This window comes from Ruegeria sp. YTSA072 (assembly GCF_059610285.1).
This window is the reverse complement of sequence record NZ_JBXWNI010000001.1, coordinates 808,991-828,120: the sequence shown is the minus strand read 5'-3', so window position 1 is coordinate 828,120 and position 19,130 is coordinate 808,991. Positions and strand designations below refer to the sequence as shown.

General features: G+C 58.3%; 18 protein-coding genes and 1 tRNA gene. 6 read left to right on the top strand and 13 right to left on the bottom strand.

Annotation, left to right across the window (positions count from 1 at the left end; translation table 11 throughout):
* Positions 1-88 precede the first annotated feature (88 nt).
* A complete protein-coding gene (gltX, locus tag AC2FIB_RS04060) occupies positions 89-1,489 on the bottom strand; it encodes a glutamate--tRNA ligase (protein ID WP_496841775.1) in 1,401 nt (466 codons plus the stop codon).
* A 78-nt stretch (positions 1,490-1,567) separates the two neighbouring features.
* Here gltX and AC2FIB_RS04055 point away from each other — a divergent pair, with 78 nt between their 5' ends.
* Positions 1,568-3,610, top strand: coding sequence for a ComEC/Rec2 family competence protein (locus tag AC2FIB_RS04055; RefSeq protein WP_496841751.1), 2,043 nt, complete (start codon positions 1,568-1,570; stop codon positions 3,608-3,610).
* On the opposite strand, the gene lexA is transcribed toward AC2FIB_RS04055, so the two are convergent.
* From lexA to AC2FIB_RS04025, 6 genes are all read right to left on the bottom strand, one after another.
* Positions 3,607-4,305, bottom strand: coding sequence for a transcriptional repressor LexA (gene lexA, locus AC2FIB_RS04050; RefSeq protein ID WP_496733376.1), 699 nt, complete (start codon positions 4,303-4,305; stop codon positions 3,607-3,609). The two genes, AC2FIB_RS04055 and lexA, sit on opposite strands and share 4 nt — an antisense overlap.
* Before the next feature lie 78 nt (positions 4,306-4,383).
* Positions 4,384-5,556, bottom strand: a complete 1,173-nt coding sequence (locus tag AC2FIB_RS04045; protein ID WP_496733374.1) for a molybdopterin molybdotransferase MoeA — start codon at positions 5,554-5,556, stop codon at positions 4,384-4,386.
* Positions 5,553-6,026, bottom strand: a complete 474-nt coding sequence (gene moaC, locus AC2FIB_RS04040) for a cyclic pyranopterin monophosphate synthase MoaC (protein ID WP_496733373.1) — start codon at positions 6,024-6,026, stop codon at positions 5,553-5,555. Before moaC ends, AC2FIB_RS04045 begins: the two co-directional genes overlap by 4 nt.
* Positions 6,026-6,838, bottom strand: coding sequence for an indole-3-glycerol phosphate synthase TrpC (trpC, locus tag AC2FIB_RS04035; RefSeq protein ID WP_496733371.1), 813 nt, complete (start codon positions 6,836-6,838; stop codon positions 6,026-6,028). Before trpC ends, moaC begins: the two co-directional genes overlap by 1 nt.
* Positions 6,835-7,854: an anthranilate phosphoribosyltransferase gene (gene trpD / locus AC2FIB_RS04030; RefSeq protein WP_496733369.1), complete on the bottom strand. Its 1,020-nt coding sequence runs from the start codon at positions 7,852-7,854 to the stop codon at positions 6,835-6,837. The genes trpC and trpD overlap by 4 nt, the downstream gene beginning before the upstream one ends.
* Positions 7,851-8,432, bottom strand: a complete 582-nt coding sequence (locus tag AC2FIB_RS04025; RefSeq protein ID WP_496733368.1) for an anthranilate synthase component II — start codon at positions 8,430-8,432, stop codon at positions 7,851-7,853. Before AC2FIB_RS04025 ends, trpD begins: the two co-directional genes overlap by 4 nt.
* Positions 8,433-8,627: 195 nt before the next feature.
* Between AC2FIB_RS04025 and AC2FIB_RS04020 the strand changes: the two genes are divergently transcribed.
* Entirely contained in the window at positions 8,628-10,220 is a 1,593-nt protein-coding gene (locus AC2FIB_RS04020) for a divergent polysaccharide deacetylase family protein (protein WP_496733367.1), read from the top strand.
* 45 nt (positions 10,221-10,265) lie between these two features.
* Here AC2FIB_RS04020 and trpE read toward each other — a convergent pair whose 3' ends face one another.
* The 5 genes from trpE to fabI all read right to left on the bottom strand — a co-directional run bounded on the left by trpE (position 10,266) and on the right by fabI (position 16,269).
* Positions 10,266-11,777 carry an anthranilate synthase component I gene (gene trpE, locus AC2FIB_RS04015; RefSeq protein ID WP_496733365.1) on the bottom strand — a complete coding sequence of 504 codons (1,512 nt, stop codon included), beginning with the start codon at positions 11,775-11,777 and terminating at the stop codon, positions 10,266-10,268.
* Between the two features lie 12 nt (positions 11,778-11,789).
* Positions 11,790-13,631: a peptidylprolyl isomerase gene (locus tag AC2FIB_RS04010; protein ID WP_496733363.1), complete on the bottom strand. Its 1,842-nt coding sequence runs from the start codon at positions 13,629-13,631 to the stop codon at positions 11,790-11,792.
* Positions 13,632-13,715: 84 nt separating this feature from the next.
* Complete coding sequence (locus tag AC2FIB_RS04005; RefSeq protein ID WP_496733362.1) at positions 13,716-14,891, bottom strand: aminotransferase; 1,176 nt, start codon at positions 14,889-14,891, stop codon at positions 13,716-13,718.
* 57 nt (positions 14,892-14,948) lie between these two features.
* Entirely contained in the window at positions 14,949-15,458 is a 510-nt protein-coding gene (gpt, locus tag AC2FIB_RS04000) for a xanthine phosphoribosyltransferase (protein WP_058271741.1), read from the bottom strand.
* 4 nt (positions 15,459-15,462) lie between these two features.
* Positions 15,463-16,269, bottom strand: a complete 807-nt coding sequence (fabI, locus tag AC2FIB_RS03995) for an enoyl-ACP reductase FabI (RefSeq protein ID WP_282168236.1) — start codon at positions 16,267-16,269, stop codon at positions 15,463-15,465.
* Positions 16,270-16,404: 135 nt separating this feature from the next.
* On the opposite strand from fabI, the gene pdxH reads away from it, so the two are divergent.
* From pdxH to AC2FIB_RS03975, 4 genes are all read left to right on the top strand, one after another.
* Entirely contained in the window at positions 16,405-17,010 is a 606-nt protein-coding gene (gene pdxH / locus AC2FIB_RS03990; RefSeq protein WP_496733361.1) for a pyridoxamine 5'-phosphate oxidase, read from the top strand.
* A gap of 142 nt (positions 17,011-17,152) precedes the next feature.
* Positions 17,153-17,659 carry a cold-shock protein gene (locus AC2FIB_RS03985; RefSeq protein ID WP_369934646.1) on the top strand — a complete coding sequence of 169 codons (507 nt, stop codon included), beginning with the start codon at positions 17,153-17,155 and terminating at the stop codon, positions 17,657-17,659.
* Between the two features lie 7 nt (positions 17,660-17,666).
* Positions 17,667-18,134, top strand: coding sequence for a DUF192 domain-containing protein (locus AC2FIB_RS03980; RefSeq protein WP_496733359.1), 468 nt, complete (start codon positions 17,667-17,669; stop codon positions 18,132-18,134).
* A 43-nt stretch (positions 18,135-18,177) separates the two neighbouring features.
* Positions 18,178-18,254 (top strand) — tRNA-Pro (locus AC2FIB_RS03975).
* A gap of 10 nt (positions 18,255-18,264) precedes the next feature.
* Here the strand turns inward: AC2FIB_RS03975 and AC2FIB_RS03970 are convergent.
* Positions 18,265-18,699 (bottom strand): hypothetical protein, encoded by a 435-nt coding sequence (locus tag AC2FIB_RS03970; RefSeq protein ID WP_109311824.1) that lies wholly within the window; start codon positions 18,697-18,699, stop codon positions 18,265-18,267.
* Positions 18,700-19,130: the final 431 nt, after the last annotated feature.

Below are 19,130 nucleotides of genomic sequence, written 5' to 3'. Positions count from 1 at the left end.
CGCTGTCCGACCTTGCGGGCAACGGCTGCGCGCGGGCGCGCAGTCCGGGTGTTAGCGGAGCAGCGTTACCCAAATATGAAGCTTGGGTTTACGTCGCTGCGTCAGAAAGCCGGGCCAGGGTTTCTTCCTTCCCCAGCACAAGCATCATGTCAAAAACTGAAGGCGTCACTGCCCGACCTGCCAACACGGCCCGCAAGGGGCCCGCCAGTTTGCCGAACTTAACCTCTTTCGCTTCTGCAAACGAATTTAGGGTTTGCTCCAGTTCGTTTCGCGTCCAGCTAGCATTTTGCACGTGCGGCGTCAATTCACTCAGTATACCATCGGATACTGAGGTCAGCGCTTTTGCAGCCTTTTCATCGGGGTTAATTGGCCGAGATGTCAACACAAAGTGAGCTTTTTCAAGAAGTTCCGGGAACATCCGCGCGCGATCCTTGAGGCAATACATCGCACGTTCCAGATCACCGGATTGTGTTTCCGTGAGGTTAGGTAAATTTGCCGCTGCCAGATAGGCTTCGATCTCTTGCCGCAATGCAGCATCATCCGCGATGGCGATATGCTGCCCGCACAGATTTTCCAGTTTTTTCAGGTCGAAACGGGCAGGGCTTTTGCCGATTCCGTCAAGATCGAACCACTCTTTGGCCTGCGCGTCCGTAAAGAATTCATCATCGCCGTGGCTCCAACCCAGACGCGCCAAATAGTTGCGCATTCCAGCCGCGGGGTAACCCATGGCCTGATATTCCTGCGCGCCCAAAGCGCCATGGCGTTTGGACAGCTTTTTACCATCCGGCCCGTGGATCAGAGGGATATGTGCCCAGACCGGGACGTTCCAACCCATCGCCTCGTAGATCATCATCTGTCGTGCAGCGTTGTTCAGGTGGTCGTCGCCTCGGATCACATGGGTTACACCCATGTCGTGGTCGTCAACTACAACCGCGAGCATGTAGACCGGAGTTCCGTCCGAACGCAGCAGGATCATGTCATCCAGTTGATCGTTGCGAATGGTCACATCACCCTGAACCTGATCGCGGATTACCGTCGTGCCGTCCTGAGGCGCCTTGATGCGGATTGCATAAGGGGCGTCCGGATGGGTGGAAGCATCTGCATCGCGCCAAGGGCTGCGGAACAGGGTCGATTTCCCCTCGGCCCGCGCTTGTTCGCGGAAGGCCGAGATCTCTTCCTGCGTTGAAAAGCACTTGTACGCCTTGCCCTCAGCCAGCAACTGATGCGCCACCTCGGCGTGACGTTCGGCACCCTCAAATTGACTGATTACATCGCCGTCGTGATCAAGGCCCAGCCACTCCATCCCTTGCAGGATCGCAGCCGTTGCTTCTGGGGTAGAACGCTCGCGGTCGGTGTCTTCGATCCGCAACAGGAACTTGCCACCACGTCCACGTGCATAAAGCCAGTTGAACAGTGCGGTACGTGCCCCGCCGATATGCAGAAAGCCGGTTGGGGACGGGGCGAAACGAGTGACGACCTGATCGGACATTGTGTGGATTAACCTTTTGGTAACCGTGTCGGGCATAGATTGGCGCCTGTCTAACGAGCCGGAAGGACGGGGGCAACCATGCGTGTTCTGGCACGGGTCGAGGCCGCATTGCTGAATCAGACAGGGTATTTGTTTCAGTGGTCTCCGGTGTGTGTGGCAGTCGGTATAGGTCTGTATTTCAGTCTTCGATTCGAACCGGACTGGAAGGCTTATGTTGGCCTTGTTGCCGCGATTGCCGTTTGCCTGGGGATGGCGTGCAGGCTGCCGTCCGGATGGGCTGCGTTGACAACAGGGGGGGCGCTGATCGCTGCCGGGTTCATCCTGGCGGGTGCGCGCGCCCATGCGGTGGCAGAGCCGGTCCTGTCATGGCGTTATTACGGCCCGGTCGAGGGGCGGGTCGTTGCCATGGATCGCTCTGCGTCGGACGCGTTGCGGATTACGCTGGATCGGGTGCGTATAGGGGATGTGCCCGGTGACCGGCGGCCGCAGCGCGTCCGGCTTTCCTTGCACGGCGACGCACGCTCACTAGTGCCCGGCCAAAGGATCATGACCACTGCCCATTTGTCGCCCCCTCAAGGTCCGGTGGAACCGGGTGGGTTCGACTTTCGGCGACACGCGTGGTTTCAACGGCTGGGGGCCGTGGGATACACCCGTGTCCCGGTGCTGATCGCCGCGCCCCCGCAGCCCGAAGGTATCCGCATTACAGCATGGCGAATGGCGATTTCCCACCATGTCCGCACGATCCTGCCGGGCGAGATTGGCGGGTTTGCGGCCGCCGTCACAACGGGTGATCGCAGCGGTATGGGGCAAGAAACGCTAAAGTCACTGCGCGCATCCAAGCTAGCGCATCTGTTGGCGATTTCGGGCCTCCACATGGGCCTGCTGACCGGGTTCGTCTACTTGATGTGCAGGCTTTTTTTCTCAACCATTCCTGCGCTGGCTCTCAGATTGCCTGTGCGCAAACTGGCGGCTGTCTGTGCGATGGTCTCGGCCACGATCTACTTGCTGCTGTCTGGGGGAAACGTCGCCACGGAACGCGCCTTTGTCATGGCGAGTGTCATGTTGATGGCCATACTGATCGACAGACGCGCGATTTCCCTACGGGCCGTTGCAGTCGCCGCCCTTATTGTGCTCATTCTGCGCCCCGAAAGCTTGCTTAGCCCAGGGTTTCAAATGTCTTTTGCCGCAACGACAGCGCTTGTGGCGGTGTTCGGAGCGTTGCGTAAATTGGGACCGATGCCGGGGCCAAAGTGGCTGAAACCTGTTGCGGGCCTGCTGATGTCCTCGGCTATCGCGGGATTTGCAACCGCGCCAATTGGTGCGGCGCATTTCAACACATTGTCTCACTATGGCCTTCTGGCCAACATGCTTTCGGTGCCGGTCATGGGCATAGTTGTCGTCCCCTCGGCCGTGGTGGCAGCACTGCTGTCGCCATTCGGCCTTGAGATGGTGCCGCTGGCAGTGATGGGGCTGGGTTTAGAGTGGATTCTTGCGGTTTCTCAATGGGTATCGGGATTTGACGGCGCGCAAGGATATGTTGTCAGCCCGCCGCACCTTGTCCTGCCGCTAATTGCGCTTGGCGGCCTGTGGTTTGCGCTGTGGCAAGGACGGGCAAAATGGGTTGGGGGGGCACCAATGGCCGTGGCGTTGATGTTATGGGGGCAGGGAAATCGCCCTGAAATACTGGTTGCGGATAGTGGCGGTCTTGTTGGCGTAATGACTGAACAAGGACGCGCCTTGAGTAAGAAAAAGGGAAGCGGGTTTGTCGCAACCGTCTGGCTGGAAAATGATGGGGACGGGGCAGATCAGTTGCAGGCGGCCAGCCGTTGGCCGCATGATTCCGGCACCATTCAACGGTATGACTGGCAGGGCAAAGAGGTGTTGCACGTTACAGGCAAACGCGCGGCGCGCGGGTTCAGTGCCTGCAATGCCGATCAGATCGTGATTTCTGCCGTGGCGCTGCAACTGTCCGGCGGCTGTGAAGTCTTCGATCCGAAACGGCTGCTGGCAACGGGAAGCCTGTCCCTGTCGGGCGGCAAGATCACAACGTCTAGAGAAGCGATGGGCGACAGGCTCTGGTCCCCGAACACATCCGGGAACCGGGATACCAAGCAGTTTTAGTAGCTGCGGATCAGTCCAACCAGACGACCCTGCACCTTGACCTTATCTTCTGGCAGAACGCGGGTTTCATAGGCGGGGTTCGCGGCCTCAAGCGCAATCGCCTGCCCGCGGCGGAAGAACCGCTTCAAGGTGGCTTCCTGATCTTCGACAAGGGCAACAACGATATCGCCGTTGTCGGCAACCGAGGTTTCCCGGATCACTACAACGTCACCATCGTTGATTCCGGCGTCGATCATCGAGTCGCCACGCACTTCCAGCGCGTAGTGCTCTCCTTTTCCGGAAACCATTGTTCCGGGTACCGCGACGCGGTGCGAGACGTGGCTGATCGCTTCGATTGGAACACCGGCGGCGATGCGGCCCATCACTGGCAATTCCATCGCATCGACGGTCACCGGCTCAAAATTCGCGGGGCGGGGGCCGGGCGGCTTGTCGCCTTCGATCACACGCGGCTTGAAGGCCACTGTGGGTTCTCCACCCAGGCTTTCCGGCAGTTTGACGATTTCGATAGCCCGCGCGCGGTGCGCCAGACGCCGAATGAACCCACGTTCCTCTAGAGCCGTAATCAATCTGTGGATGCCAGATTTGGACCTGAGGTCCAGCGCGGCCTTCATTTCATCGAAACTGGGCGGAACACCGTCCGCCTGAACGCGTTTGTGAATGAATTCCAACAAATCCAACTGCTTCTTGGTCAACATTGCTCACACCTCATCGGTCATGCGTTTTCTTTTGTTCTACGCATGTTCACGTTTTGTGTCAACGGATTTGAGCGACACTTAGATCGGAAGGTACTGAACCTCATCTCCGGCAAGCCGGGCAGGATCATCCGGTGGACGAACCAAAAGAGCGTTTGCCTGCGCCAAAACGCTGAGCAGCGAACTGTCCTGATCGGAACATGCGCGGATGCCAGTCTCGTCCAGCATAGCCCGCATATAGTGTTCACGCGGACCGTTTTCGCCCAATGGTTCAGCAAGAAATGCGGTTCTCAACGGGGGCAGAACCTGTTCGACACCCAACATCCGACGCACCATTGGCAACAGGAAGAGATAGCCGCAAACCATTGCACTGACAGGATTTCCGGGCAAGCCGACCATTGCCGTTTGTCCCAATCGACCCGCCATCAGGGGTTTGCCGGGGCGCATGCGGATCTTGTAGAAAGATTGCTCCATTCCCAGCCCGGTTGAGACATCTGACACCAGATCGTAGTCTCCAACCGATGCGCCGCCGATGGTCACAACCAGATCCGCTCCTTCGGCCAGTCCGAAGGCAGTTTCAAGCGATGAGACCGTATCGCGCGCGACCGGAAGAATGCGGACGTGCGCGCCAGCGCCCTCCAGCAGTGCTTTCAATCCAAACGTATTGGATGCGATGATCTGATCGGGGCCCGGGGTTTCGCCCGGCATCACCAGTTCATCACCGGTGGAGATCAGAGCGACGACAGGCTTTCGAGTCACTGGTACGGTCGCAACATTCATCGCCGCCATCAGCGCGATGTCCTCGGCGCGCAACTGGCGTGGGGCCGGGATCTTTGTGCCTGCCTTGAAATCGACGCCCGCAGGTCTGATATTCGTTTTTGGCCCGGGCAGGTCCGAGATTGTGATCAGGTCGCCGCTACGTTCGGTATCTTCTTGTATGACAACGAAATCAGCACCTTCGGGGACCGGGGCGCCGGTGAAGATACGCACTGCCTGTCCAGGCCCGACGCGACCGGTGTAGCGGTTGCCAGCGGCCGACTCGCCGATGACCTTGAACATGGCGTGCAGCTCGACCTCGGTCGCTTTCAGCGCGTAGCCGTCCATCGAGGATGCCTCAAACGGCGGCTGGTCGCGGGTGGACTCGATATCCTGAGCCAGAACACGATCTGCGGCGTCGGACAGAGCAACGGTCTCGGCTGGCAGGGGCGAGACCAGTTCAAACAACAGCGCGCGGGCCTCTTCGACGGTGATCATTTTGCTTCGTAACGTCCTGATTTACCGCCATCTTTTAACAATACGCGGATACCGCCAATTTCCATCGCCTTATCCACGGCCTTAGTCATGTCATAGACCGTTAGCGCAGCCGTGGACACGGCGGTCAGAGCCTCCATCTCGACACCGGTCTGGCCCGATGTTTTGACTGTGGCTTCGACCAGCACGCCGGGCAAGTCGGGATCCAGCGTCAGTTCGACTGCAACTTTGGTGACTGGAAGCGGGTGACACAAAGGGATCAGATCAGGCGTTTTCTTTGCGCCCATGATGCCCGCAAGACGTGCCACGCCCAGAACATCACCTTTCTTAGCGCGGCCTTCGGAAATTAGATCAAAGGTGGCCTGTGCCATTTTGATGTGGCCAGCCGCCACGGCGACGCGGTCGGTGACTTCCTTGTCCGAGACATCGACCATATGGGCCTGTCCCTGAGCATCAAAATGGGTCAAGGGCATCACATGACTCCGGGGATCAGAGGGCTTGCGAGAAGGTGGCGGGTGGCTGCTGCCACGTCTTCCTGACGCATCAGGCTTTCACCGATCAGGAAGCTGCGTGCGCCGTAGCGTGCGATATCGGCCAGATCTTCAGGCGTGCTCAGACCACTTTCGCACACGATCGTCCGGCCCGCAGGTACAAGCTTGGACAGATGCCGTGTGGTATCAAGAGATGTCTCGAAGGTCTTGAGATTACGGTTGTTTATCCCAATCAGTGAGCTTTTCAGCTCTGCTGCACGTTCCAGTTCTTCCTGGTCGTGAACTTCGATCAGGACATCCATACCCCAGTCGAATGCAGTTTGTTCCAGTTCGGCGGCTTGGGCGTCATCTACCGATGCCATGATAATCAGGACGCAATCCGCACCCAAAGCACGTGCCTCGACCACTTGATAGGGGTCGTACATAAAATCCTTGCGCAGCGCCGGAAGCTCGGTAGCAGCCCGGGCTTCGGTCAGGTACTCTTTTGCACCCTGAAAACTCGGCGTGTCGGTCAGCACCGATAAACACGCAGCGCCGCCTTCCTCGTAGGATTTGGCCAGAGCGGGTGGATCGAAATCCGGGCGGATCAGACCCTTGGACGGGCTGGCTTTCTTTACCTCGGCAATCAGGCCGTACCCCCGACGCGCCGCTGTTCGAAGCGCATCGGCAAAACCGCGAATTTCGGGCGCGTTACGAGCCTCGTTTTCCAGTGTTTCCAGCGATTTTTGTGCTTTGTCTGCCGCAACTTCTTCAAGTTTATAGGCTTTGATCTTGTCCAGAACCGTCTCGGTCATGCGGCCTCCTGTGTAATTCGGGCCAGGGCCGCGATTTTGTCTTTAGCTTTTCCGCTGTCGATGCTTTCCCGCGCCTTGGCAGCGCCGTCTTTCAGGTCATCAGCAGAGCCAGCAACCACAAGGGCCGCGGCGGAATTCAACAACACCGCGTCGCGGTAGGCCGAAGGCGCGCCGTCCAACAAGGCGCGGAAAGCCACGGCGTTTTCCTCGGGCGTTCCGCCGATGATATCCTCGAAAGGATGGACCGGCAGCCCGGCGTCTTCGGGGTGCAGCTCGACCTCTTTCACAACGCCCTCTTCCAGCGCGGCGACCCAGCTTACGCCGGTGATCGTCAACTCATCCGTGCCATCTGATCCGTGCACCAACCAGGCGTGTTCAGCGCCCAGCAGTCCCAACGTTTCCGCCATTGGGCGGATTAGGTCGCGACTGAACGCACCGGTCAGTTGACGCCGAACACCAGCGGGGTTGGTCAACGGGCCAAGAATGTTGAAAATCGTACGCGTCCCAAGCTCTTGCCGGCTGGGCATGACATGCGCAATCGCAGGATGGTGCATGGGTGCCATCATAAAGCCGATGCCGACTTCTTGCAGAGCCTTTTCAACTGTTTGCGGGCCAACCATAACGTTGATGCCCAGCTGTCCCAAGGCGTCCGCGGCACCTGATTTGGAACTCAGGTTTCGGTTGCCGTGTTTGGCGACAGTGACGCCAGCCCCGGCGACAACAAACGCTGTGGCGGTGGAAATGTTCAGTGTGCCTTTGCCGTCGCCGCCAGTGCCAACGATATCCATCGCACCAGCCGGAGCTTTAACCGCATTGCATTTAGCGCGCATCACAGCAGCGGCAGCGGCGTATTCGTCTACCGTTTCACCGCGTGTGCGCATCGCCATCAGCAGGCCGCCAATCTGGCTGGGCGTGGCTTCGCCATCAAACAGGATGCTAAACGCTTGTTCAGCCTCGGCACGCGTTAAGGGTCGATCGGCAGCGGCTCCGATCAGTGGCTTCAGAGCGTCGCTCATGCAGGAACTTTCATCTCGGACAGGAAATTCTTGAGCAGAGCGTGGCCATGCTCGGAGGCGATTGATTCCGGGTGGAACTGGACGCCGTGAATGGGCAATTCTTTGTGTTGCAGGCCCATGATGGTGCCGTCTTCCAGTTCTGCTGTGATCTCAAGGCTATCTGGCAACGTGTCCCGATCCACGATAAGCGAATGATAGCGGGTCGCCTCAAACGGGGTGGGCAAGCCAGCGAACACGCCTTTACCGGTGTGGTGCATCATACCCATCTTGCCGTGGACAATCTCGTGGCAGCGGACAACGTTGCCGCCAAACACCTGCCCAATCGTCTGATGACCAAGACAGACCCCCAGAAGCGGTGTCCTTGTTTCGGCTGCTGCTTCTGTCAGCGCAAGGCAAATACCGGCTTGATCAGGATCGCACGGGCCAGGGCTGAGGAGGATTCCTGCCGGGTTCATCGCCATGGCTTCTTGTACATCCAGGGCGTCATTCCGCCGAATGACCATTTCGGCGCCAAGTTCGCCTAAATAGTGTACCAGATTGTAGGTAAACGAGTCGTAGTTGTCGATCAGCAGCAGCATTTGGGCACTTGTCTCGGCTTGGGCATTTCGGACTGGCGATACAGCCCTTGGCCACGGTATAATATCGGGACATACATGCTCAGGCTTGCGGGGCAGCGTCAAGAGGACATCCTGTTCAGGGCGCAATCGCAGGCCAAAGGCGCGGTAAACGGCGTTGAGGCGATCGAAGCAGGATGAAGGCGAGAGGCAGTTAAGATGGGCGGATTTTTAGGCGGGATGATCGCAGGGGCGGTCGTTGTTGGTCTGCTTGGTGTGGTACTATCCCTGAATACCCCTTTGACCCGGAAACCGGTTGTAAACGCCGAGGCCCCCGAGCCTGCGCCGGCAGTGACCCCTGAAGTCAGCGCCGAAGCGGCTGAAACGGTAGCAGATGCCGATCTGGTAACCGCGGCGCCGGTGACATCCGATGCGTCCGGGGATCAAACGGACAATCTGGCTGGGTTGGCGGACGTAGAGACTGTGCCAGACTCTGAGCCGACGATCAGTGAGGCCGTCACGCAGGTCGAAGGGGTCGAAATACCTGAAACGGTTGAGGTAACCATATCAAACGAGGCTCCGGTTGTACCGCAGTCGCCTGCGCAATTGCAGCCATTGCCCAGCACCGAAGGTGAGCCGATCATCTCGGAAATTGCACCGGAACCGCCGGTTGCACCCAAACAAGAAGAGACCATTGCCGAGGTTGAGCCGCAGCCCGCGCCCGAAGTCCTGGAAATACTGCCCGAGCCTGAAGTGGAACAGGTGCAGCCCGAGGTGACAGAGACTCAGCCTGAAATCGCAGAGCCGTTGCCGGAAGTCACCGAAACGGAAATTGAACCAGAACCTCAGCCCGAGCCCGTGGTCGCAGCGGTTCAACCGGAACCCGAGCCGCAGCCTGAACCCACGGCAATCGAACCCCTGGAGCCCGAGGTCGATCCGCTTGAGGACAACCCGATCGCTGTAGAAGGGGAAGAAGACCCGCAGCTCAAAAAGCTGCCACGGATCGCAGCGGTCCCACAGATTGGCGGTGAAGAAGCGGATACTGACGGTCTGACCGTTGGCAAACGAGTCGTCCCGTTGACCGAACGCGATGACGCGCCGGTTTCAGCGGACGAGCAACCCGCGGTACTTCTGCCCGGTAAGCCAATTGATGCCTATGCCGCCAAGTTCGAAAACCCCGAGGCCAAACCGCTTATGTCGATCATTTTGATTGATGATGAAGGGGCCTTTGGAGCCGAGGCGTTGAAGGATTTCCCATACCCACTGAGCTTTGCTGTCAGCCCGTCTGACCCCGATGCGGCCGAAAAAATGGCCCGCCATCGCGCAGCGGGTTTCGAGGTTCTGGCCCTTGCCGACTTGCCCAAGGCGGCCAGCGCGCAAGATGCTGAGGTTTCGATGGCTGTGTGGCTGGACACTCTGCCGGAAACCGTTGGTATTTTGGAAGGCGTGGGCACCGGCATTCAAGGTAACCGCAAATTGGCCGATCAGGTGGCTGCAATTGCCGGTGATACCGGGCGCGGGCTTATCACTCAAGATAATGGGCTGAATACGGTCCAGAAACTGGCCGCTCGCAATGGCATCCCTTCCGGGGTCATCTTTCGCGACATCGACGGTGCCCGTCAGGACCCCACGATCATGCGACGTTTCTTGGATCAGGCGGCGTTCCGGGCTGGTCAGCAGGGAACTGTCGTTATGTTGGGACGACTGCGCCCGGACACGATCTCGGCCCTGTTGCTATGGGGGCTGGAAGATCGCGGTGGCCGCGTAGCCATGGCCCCGATTTCAGCGGTCATGACGCAAGAAGCTCAGTAAGGCTGAAGATGAAAAACGGTTGACCATGAGGTCAGCCGCTATTCTTTAAGAATTGCCAGAGCCGGTAAACCGGGCCGCGTCTGCAGCCGCACGCCGAATGGCGTTCGATTTGTGGACGGTTTCCATAAATTCGGCCTCGGGCTCGCTGTCATAGACCACGCCTCCGCCTGCCTGAATATAAAGCTTCTGGTTTTTCACGATGGCCGTACGCAGGGCGATACACATATCCATGTCGCCGCCAGCACTGAAATACCCCACGCCACCGCCGTAAACGCCGCGCTTTTCGGGCTCGAGCTCGTCGATGATCTCCATTGCACGAACCTTTGGCGCGCCTGAAACGGTGCCTGCAGGCATTCCGGCAAAGAAGGCATCCAGTGCGTCTTTGTCTTCGGCCAACTCACCAACAACGTTGGAGACGATGTGCATCACGTGGCTGTAGCGTTCGATGATGAACTCTTCGGTAGGGCGCACAGTGCCGATCTTTGCGACACGACCGGTGTCGTTGCGGCCCAGATCCAGCAGCATCAGATGTTCTGCCAACTCTTTCTTGTCGGCCAGCAGATCAACCTCGTTGGCCTTATCCTCTTCGGGGGTCGCGCCGCGCGGGCGAGTGCCGGCGATGGGGCGGATCGTGACCTCATCTCCGAAAACGCGGACCAGAATCTCGGGGCTTGCGCCCACGACCTGAAAGCCTCCGAAGTTGAAATAGAACATGAAGGGCGACGGGTTCGTGCGCCGAAGCGAACGATAGAGCGCGAAAGGAGGTTGCGGAAAGTCCTGAGTCCAGCGCTGTGCCGGAACAACCTGAAAGATGTCGCCCGCGCGGATGTATTCCTTGGCCTTTTCGACCGCTTCCAAATAGCCGGATTTGGTGAAATTCGACACCGGCGCAGCCACCTCGGAAGCATCCCCAAGATCGCGAGTTTCGGCGGGCATGGCACGTTCCAGATCGCGTACCGCGTCCATAACACGTTCTGCGGCCTGTGCATAAGCAGCCTTGGCCGATTGCCCTTCGCTGACCCATGCGGGCGACACAACCGTGACCTCGCCTTTGACGCCGTCCAGCACAGCAATGACCGAGGGTCTGAGCATGATGGCATCAGGCAGGCCAAGCGGATCGGGGTTCACATCAGGCAGGTATTCCACCAGCCGCACCATGTCATAGCCGAGATAGCCAAACAGCCCGGCTGCGGCTTGGGGTAGGTCGTCCGGCAGGTCGATCTTACTTTCCGCCAGCAGCGCCCGCAGGTTATCCATCGGGTTGCCGGTTTGGGGCGAGAACGCATCAGGGTCGAACCGCGCCGAGCGGTTCAGCGCGGACGTCTCGCCTTGGCACCGCCAGATCAGGTCCGGCTTCATCCCGATAATCGAATAGCGGCCACGAACCTCACCACCGGTAACCGATTCCAACATGAACGCGTCCTTCTGCGCGCCTGTCAGCTTGAGCATCAAGGAAACCGGCGTGTCCAAATCAGCGGCTAAGCGGGTGTAGACAACCTGATTCTCGCCTGCCTCATAGGCGCGGGCGAAGCTGTCAAAGTCGGGGGTCAGCGCCATATTCAGTCTCTTTTAATAGCTCGCCTGAACAGCATTCAGGGCCTGCTGATCTACGACGGGACGGGCACGGACCTGTGCATCGCGGACAAAGGCATCAAAGATGTTCTGGGCCAAAGCCTGATCCAGCTGCGCGGTAAGGGCCGCTTGCACTTGACGCAGCTCATCTGTTTCGGCAGGCGGCAGCAGCTCGTCCAGACGCACGATAAATGCGGTTCCGGCACCGGGAATGACGCGCAGATTTCCTTGTTCCATTTCAAAGACCTGCGTCATGAAATCTGCGGGCACATCTTCCAGAAAGGCCGTGCGCGTCAGGGCGTTTTCTACCCGGAACGGCAATTCGGTTGCGGCAAAGTCACCGTCGGTCTGCACCTGCTCCAGAACAGCATTTGCCTGTTCTTCCAACGCCTTGTTGGTTTCGGCCTGGGTCCAGGCGGCAACAACGCGGTCACGTGCGGTCTCAATCGGCTCCGGCCGGGGTTCAAGAACCTCATTCAGACGCAGGGCAAAGATCGAGCCATCTTCAAGAAACGCGACCTCGGGAAAGTCGCCATCCTGCACGGCTTCGGCTGCGCTGCGGAACCCGTCATAGGCGGCGACGCCTTCACCGGTTTGCGCGGTCCAGTCGATTTGGCCCAACTCCATTTCGGTCTCGGAGGTCAGTTCTTCCAAAGTCGCGCCACCGGCCAGCAGGTCATTGATATCCTCGGCCTGCGCCTCAATTTGGCGGCGGGCGCGATCGGCTGCCAATTCCTCGCGCAGGGCAGGGGCGGCATCTTCAAACGACGTGTTGTTTTCGGCAAGCGAGCCATTGATGCGGAACAGCGCCGGTCCGAAGGTGGAAGGCAGCGGGCCGACAACGGCGTCCAGATCGGCAGCAAAGACACCATCGGCGGCTTCGCCCAGATCCTCGCGGGTGACGTCGCCAAGATCGATATCGCTGAGCTCGAGTTGGCGATCCCGAACCAGTTGCTCGAAGGTCTTACCGCCAACCTCTAGCTGGGCCATGGCGTTTTGGGCTGCGTCCTGATCCGGGAAGGTCAGGCGCTCGACCAGGCGGCGTTCGGGCTGCTGGAATTCAGCCGCGCGCTGTTCATACAAACGCTTTGCCGAGTCTTCGTCGACTTCCACGTCGTCGAGCAGCATTTCGGGTGACAGGATCGCATACGTCAGCTTTTTGGTGCGCGGCAGGGTGAACAGCTCGGTGTTCTCATCATAAAACGTTTGGACCTGCTCGTCGGTCGGGGCGGCAACAGGTGCGGGCAGGGCGTCAGGCGCCAAAGTTGCGACGGTAAAGCTGCGGCGGGCACCAACGTAGTCGGTCAACACCTGCGTGAGGGTTTCGGGCATCTTCACACCGCTAACCACGGCACTCTGCACGATTGTGCGGGATGTTTCCTTGCGCAGGTCCGATTCGAACTCGGTATCGGACATGCCGACCTGTTCCAGTTGGAACTGATACGCGTCGCGGTCAAATGTGCCGTTGACGCCCTGAAAAGCTGGAATCGCAACTATTTCTTCCTGCAGGTTCTCATCACCGATCGAGATACCCAACAAACCGACCTCATTGTCCAGCGCTGCTAAAGCCGTCAGGCGCGACAAGGCAAGACGATCCAGACCAAACTCAATGGCCTGCGACATTTGCAAAGGCTGGCCTGTCTGTTGTTCAACCGCGCGGATCTCGCGCTGCAGCTCGCGGACATAGTCATCAACCGAGATATCCTCATTCCCGACTTGGGCCACCGAACGCACGGTGCCAGAGAGGCTGGTTGCGCCAAACCCTGCAAGTCCGAGCATCAAAAGGCCCATGAGAATCCAGACAAAGGTCTTTGATAACTTTTTTACGCCTGCGGCCATTGTGCCCTCTTCGTGCTTTTGTCGGCAGGTAACTGCCCCGTCGGTTGCGGCCCTGAATACGACGCGCACCGTCGGGGAGCAAGCTCAGAAGGACAGAGCAGCCAGCCGTTCGAACAATTGCCCCAATCCGGCGCGGTCCAGATTGGCAAATGCGATACGAACCTGACGTTTTCCGGCTGCATCATCTTTAGGCATGAACATGGTGCCGGGCAGCAGCAGGATGCCTGCCTCGGGGACCAGTCGTTGGGCCAGTTCGTCCGATGGGATATCGAACGGGTGTTCGAAATAGGCAAAATAAGCGCCCAGACCCAGCAGCCGCCAACCCTTGTCCGTCAGGCCTGGTAACAGCTCGGCAATTGCGGCGCGGCGGTCGAGGATCTCATCCCGTTCACCTGCCAGCCATTGCGACAGGTTCTGCATTCCCCAAAGGGCCGCGTGCTGGCCGATCTGGCTTGGGCAGATGGCGACTGTGTCCAAAAACTTTTCAATCTCGGATAGCAGGTCAGTGCCGGTCGCAATCGCGCCGACACGGTGGCCGGTCAGCCTGTATGCTTTTGAAAAGGAGTAGAGGTGGATCAGGGTTTGATCCCAGTCAGGCTGGGCGAACAGATCATGCGGTGGGCCGCTGCGGCTGTCGAAATCCCGATAGGTTTCGTCCACGATCAACCGGATGCCGACCTCCTGCGCAAGATCAAAAAAAGCGCGCACCAGCGGGGCAGGGTATTCCACTCCGCCGGGATTGTTCGGGGTCACCAGGACGATGGCGCGGGTTTTGTCGGTGATCAGAGCACGGGCTGCGTCCGGATCGGGCAGCAGTGCGTCATCGGTTGGCAGATCCACGGTTCGGACACCCGCCATGTCCAGCCACATCTTGTGATTAAAGTACCAGGGCGTTGGAACAATCACCTCGTCATCCTGATCGGTGATCGCTGTGACCGCAGCCGCAAATGCCTGATTGCAGCCCGAGGTGATTGCCACCTGATCGCTGGACACCAGCGCGTCATAATGCGACCCGATCTGAAGGGCGAGTTCAGATCGCAGGGCAGGATTGCCCAGAACCGGCCCGTAAAGATGGGCGCTGTCTTCGGTCACGGCAAAGCTGGCAATCGCTTCGCGCAACGCCAGGGGCGGTGGATCGACCGGGGCCGCCTGGCTGACGTTGATCAGGGGACGGTCATCAGGAAACTCCACCCCCTCCAACCAGCGCCGCGCCTCCATGACCGGAGGGGCAAATGTCGCGGTGGTACGGGACTGGGTCATGACGGGCCTGTCCTTTGTAAGGCTTTGCCTCACTCTTTGTGGGTTGAGAGGGTTCTTTTAGTCGGTCCCGCGGTAGGGCTCGACATATTGCAGGGCCATATCCCAAGGGAAAAAGATCCAGGTGTCCTGGCTGACCTCGGTGATGAACGTGTCCACCATCGGACGACCCTTGGGCTTGGCGTAAACTGTCGCGAAATGCGCCTTGGGGTACATTGCGCGCACCAGCTCCAGCGTTTTGCCGCTGTCGACCAGATCGTCGATGATCAGAATACCTTCGCCGTCGCGCATCAGCTGGGCATCGGGGGCTTTCAACACCTCGGCTTCGCCTTGGTCCTGATGGTGGTACGAGCGCACGCTGACTGTGTCGACGGTGCGAATGTCCAGCTCGCGGCTGACGATCATCGCAGGCGCCATACCGCCACGGGTGATGGCCACAACAGCGCGCCATGCGCCGTCATCCGGGCCTTGCCCGTCCAGACGCCAGGCCAAGGCGCGGGAATCACGGTGGATCTGATCCCAGCTGATGTGAAACCCTTTTTCGTGGGGCAGGCGATCCTTGGCGCTCATGTCATTAACCCTTTTCGACGTCAGGTGCGTCGACGGCTTTCATGCCGACAATGTGATAACCCGAATCCACGTGGAGGTTTTCTCCTGTTACACCGCTGCTGAGGTCCGACAGCAGATACAGTGCCGATTTACCAACATCATCGATAGTCACGTTGCGGCGCAGGGGCGAGTTATACTCGTTCCATTTCATAATGTAGCGGAAGTCGCCAATCCCGCTGGCGGCCAATGTCTTGATCGGACCGGCCGAGATCGAGTTCACGCGGATACCGTCCTTGCCCAAATCCTCGGCCAGATATTTGACCGATGCCTCAAGTGCAGCTTTGGCGACACCCATCACGTTATAATGCGGCATCACCTGCTCAGCACCATAATAGGTCAGAGTAATTGCGCTGCCGCCCTCGGACATCATCTTCTCGGCCCGTTGCATCACGGCGGTGAAGGAATAGACCGACACGTCCATGGTTAGTTTGAAGTTCGCACGCGACGTGTCGACGTAGCGGCCCCGAAGCTCGTTCTTGTCCGAAAACCCGATGGCGTGAACAACAAAGTCCAGCTTGCCCCATTTCTCTTCCAGAGATGTGAACAGCGTATCAATCGATTCTTCGTCACTGACGTCGCAGGGCAGAACAATTTCGCTGCCAAGCTGTGCCGCCAGTGGATCAACGCGTTTCTTAAGTGCGTCGCCTTGATATGAAAAAGCCAGCTCTGCTCCGGATTCGGACAAGGCACGGGCTATTCCCCATGCGATTGATTTATCATTGGCCAGTCCCATGATGAGGCCGCGTTTGCCGGCCATCAACTGATTTGACATGTTTGGTTCTCCGCCTGTCTTCGCGTTATGTTGGGATGGTTTATGCCATTGGGTGCGCTGCATCAAGGCCGCGCGCTCTTGCCCGTGGCGGGTTCTCGCCCTAGGGTGGGCTTTATTAGTTTCCAGGGGATGGGAATGAGCGAACGTAGCGGCATATTTGCCGGCACCGATCCGTTTGAAATAGCGGGGCGGTGGCTGGTTGAGGCCAAAGAGAACGAACCGAACGATCCGGACGCTATTGCTTTGGCGACCGTCGATTCGGACGGTATGCCGAATGTGCGAATGGTTCTTCTGAAAGAGATCGAACCGGCAGCTTTTGTGTTCTACACCAACTACGAAAGTGCCAAGGCGGCCGAGTTGGACGGCGCCGGAAAAGCTGCTTTTGTGATGCATTGGAAATCTCTGCGGCGGCAAATCCGAGTTCGTGGTACAATAACCAGAGAAAGCGGGCCGCAGGCGGATGAGTATTATGCGTCCCGCTCACTAAAAAGCCGATTGGGGGCCTGGGCGTCCAAGCAGTCTCAGCCTCTCAGCAGTCGCTCGGTTCTGATGGCCGAGGTGGCCAAGGTGACGGCCAAGTTGGGCCCGAACCCGCCACGCCCGCCGTTCTGGGGCGGCTATCGGCTGGTGCCAACCGAAATCGAATTCTGGGCCGATGGGGCCTTTCGGTTGCACGACAGGTTCCGGTGGCAGCGGGATCAAGTGGGTTCCGACTGGCAGATACAGAGGTTAAATCCATGACGTTCGCGTATCGTGAAATGCAAGAGGCCGAAAACAAAAGGTTTTTTCAGCTTGAATTTGCGCGCCATTCCCATACACATCGGACCCTTAACGAAATGACAATTTTCGCGATGGGAACGCCGTGCCAGAAGATCTGAACAACATGTACCGCGTCCGTGGACACGTGAAATGGTTCGACCCTGCAAAGGGTTTCGGATTTGTTGTGTCTGATGAGGGCGGTCCGGATATTTTGTTGCACGTCAATGTGTTGCGCAACTTCGGCCAAAGTTCGGTCGCGGATGGTGCGGGCATAGAAATCATGACCCATCGCACGGACCGTGGTGTTCAGGCGGTCGAGGTCATCAGTGTCGATCCGCCCGCGCGGACGGACACGATGATGCTGGCTGATTTTGCCGAGCTTGATCCGGTTGAGATCGCCGCTGCCCCGCTAGAGGCCGCGCGAGTCAAATGGTTCGACAAAGGCAAAGGCTTTGGGTTCGCCAATGTTTTTGGCCGTGGTGAAGATGTGTTCCTGCATATCGAAGTTCTTCGCCGCTCTGGTCTGTCGGATCTGCAGCCGGGCGAGGCCCTAGCGATGCGTGTCATCAGTGGCAAGCGTGGACGTATGGCGGCTCAGGTACTGGCCTGGGAAGCTGCTTTGGACGACTGAGTGTTTCATGCCTAAGTTTTCTCCGGGTCTTTTAGCGGTTTTGTTGCTTTGGTCCGGGATGACTTGGGCTGCGTGTAAGCCTGATCAGATCGACATCAAGAACGACTCGGCCCAGATCCGATTCAATATCGAATTGGCGATTAGCCCGCAGGATCGGTCGCGTGGATTGATGTTCCGCGAGTCGCTACCAAACCGTTCGGGCATGCTGTTCGTTTTTGACCCGCCGCAGCCCGTGGTGTTTTGGATGAAGAACACGCTGATTCCCCTGGACATCATTTTCCTCGATCGGGCCGGTACGGTAACGCATGTCCACCAAGGTGCGATTCCCGGTGATCTGACGCCAATCGAGGGTGGCGATTCCGTCTTTGCGGTTCTCGAAATCAACGCCGGACTGGCCGCGCGCTACTCGATTAAGCCCGGAACCGTCATGCGGCACGAAATTTTTTCGCAAGGTCCTGCAATTTGGTCCTGTTAGGGCTTTTCAAATCAGATTGGCATGGTTAGGAAGGCGCACGGTTCGGGGCGTGGCGCAGTCTGGTAGCGCACCTGTTTTGGGTACAGGGGGTCGTAGGTTCGAATCCTGCCGCCCCGACCACTTCTTCCACTTATGTTGGCGATCCACCCAACGCTTGGTAAAGCGCGCCAAGCGCCTTATCCAGCGTTTCGCTTTCCACTGGTACTTTGACCGACGGGCCGCTTTTGCGTGGGACGTTGAAATACAGCTCGGCATCGACACGGTAGCCCGAGTTGTTCTTGGTCGTTGTCAGCCGCATCACGCTTTTGGGCAGATCCTGAGGGTAACCGTCATAGTTGAGAATCAGAAAAGCGGTCATGTCCGGAGGTAGAAGCTCGGTGCATTCGAAAACCCGATTCCCGGTACTTTCAAAGCGTTCACCCGGGCCGTCGCAGCTTATCTCGAACGTGTCGAACAGCCTTTTGGGGAAATCATCGAACTGGGCGCTGCGTGCCGGAGGGCGCACATCTTGTGGTGTGCAGGCCACGATCAGGGCCAGAATCGGAAGTAAACGTAACAACGACATCTGTCCGCTCCCCTTTGTGTGATCGCGCCTGGCTGTTTACCCAGCGCCGCGGATCAAAATGAACGCTTCGTGATTCTCATTCAACGTAGACACCTTAGCGTTAGATTATCAAATTCCGATAACTGTGCCGGGAAACACAGTTAATTTACCCGCAGGTTTTGGGAATCGATGTGCGCATGTGGTGGATGAACCTGTGGAGGAATCAGAACAGGGTGTCCCGAAGCAAGTTGTCAGAAATGGGTCAACACAAAAGATATCAAAAATGACCTAAAAATGGCGTTGACGATCTATGGGTGGATACGCCAAGTTGTATGGGCCGGAAGGGTTGCCACAAAATCTGGTATCAAAACCAGAATAGGGCACAGGGCGAGGGTCGGAAAGCACATCATAGTAACGTGCAACCGTTTGATCGGTTTTGCGCTGCGGAATGC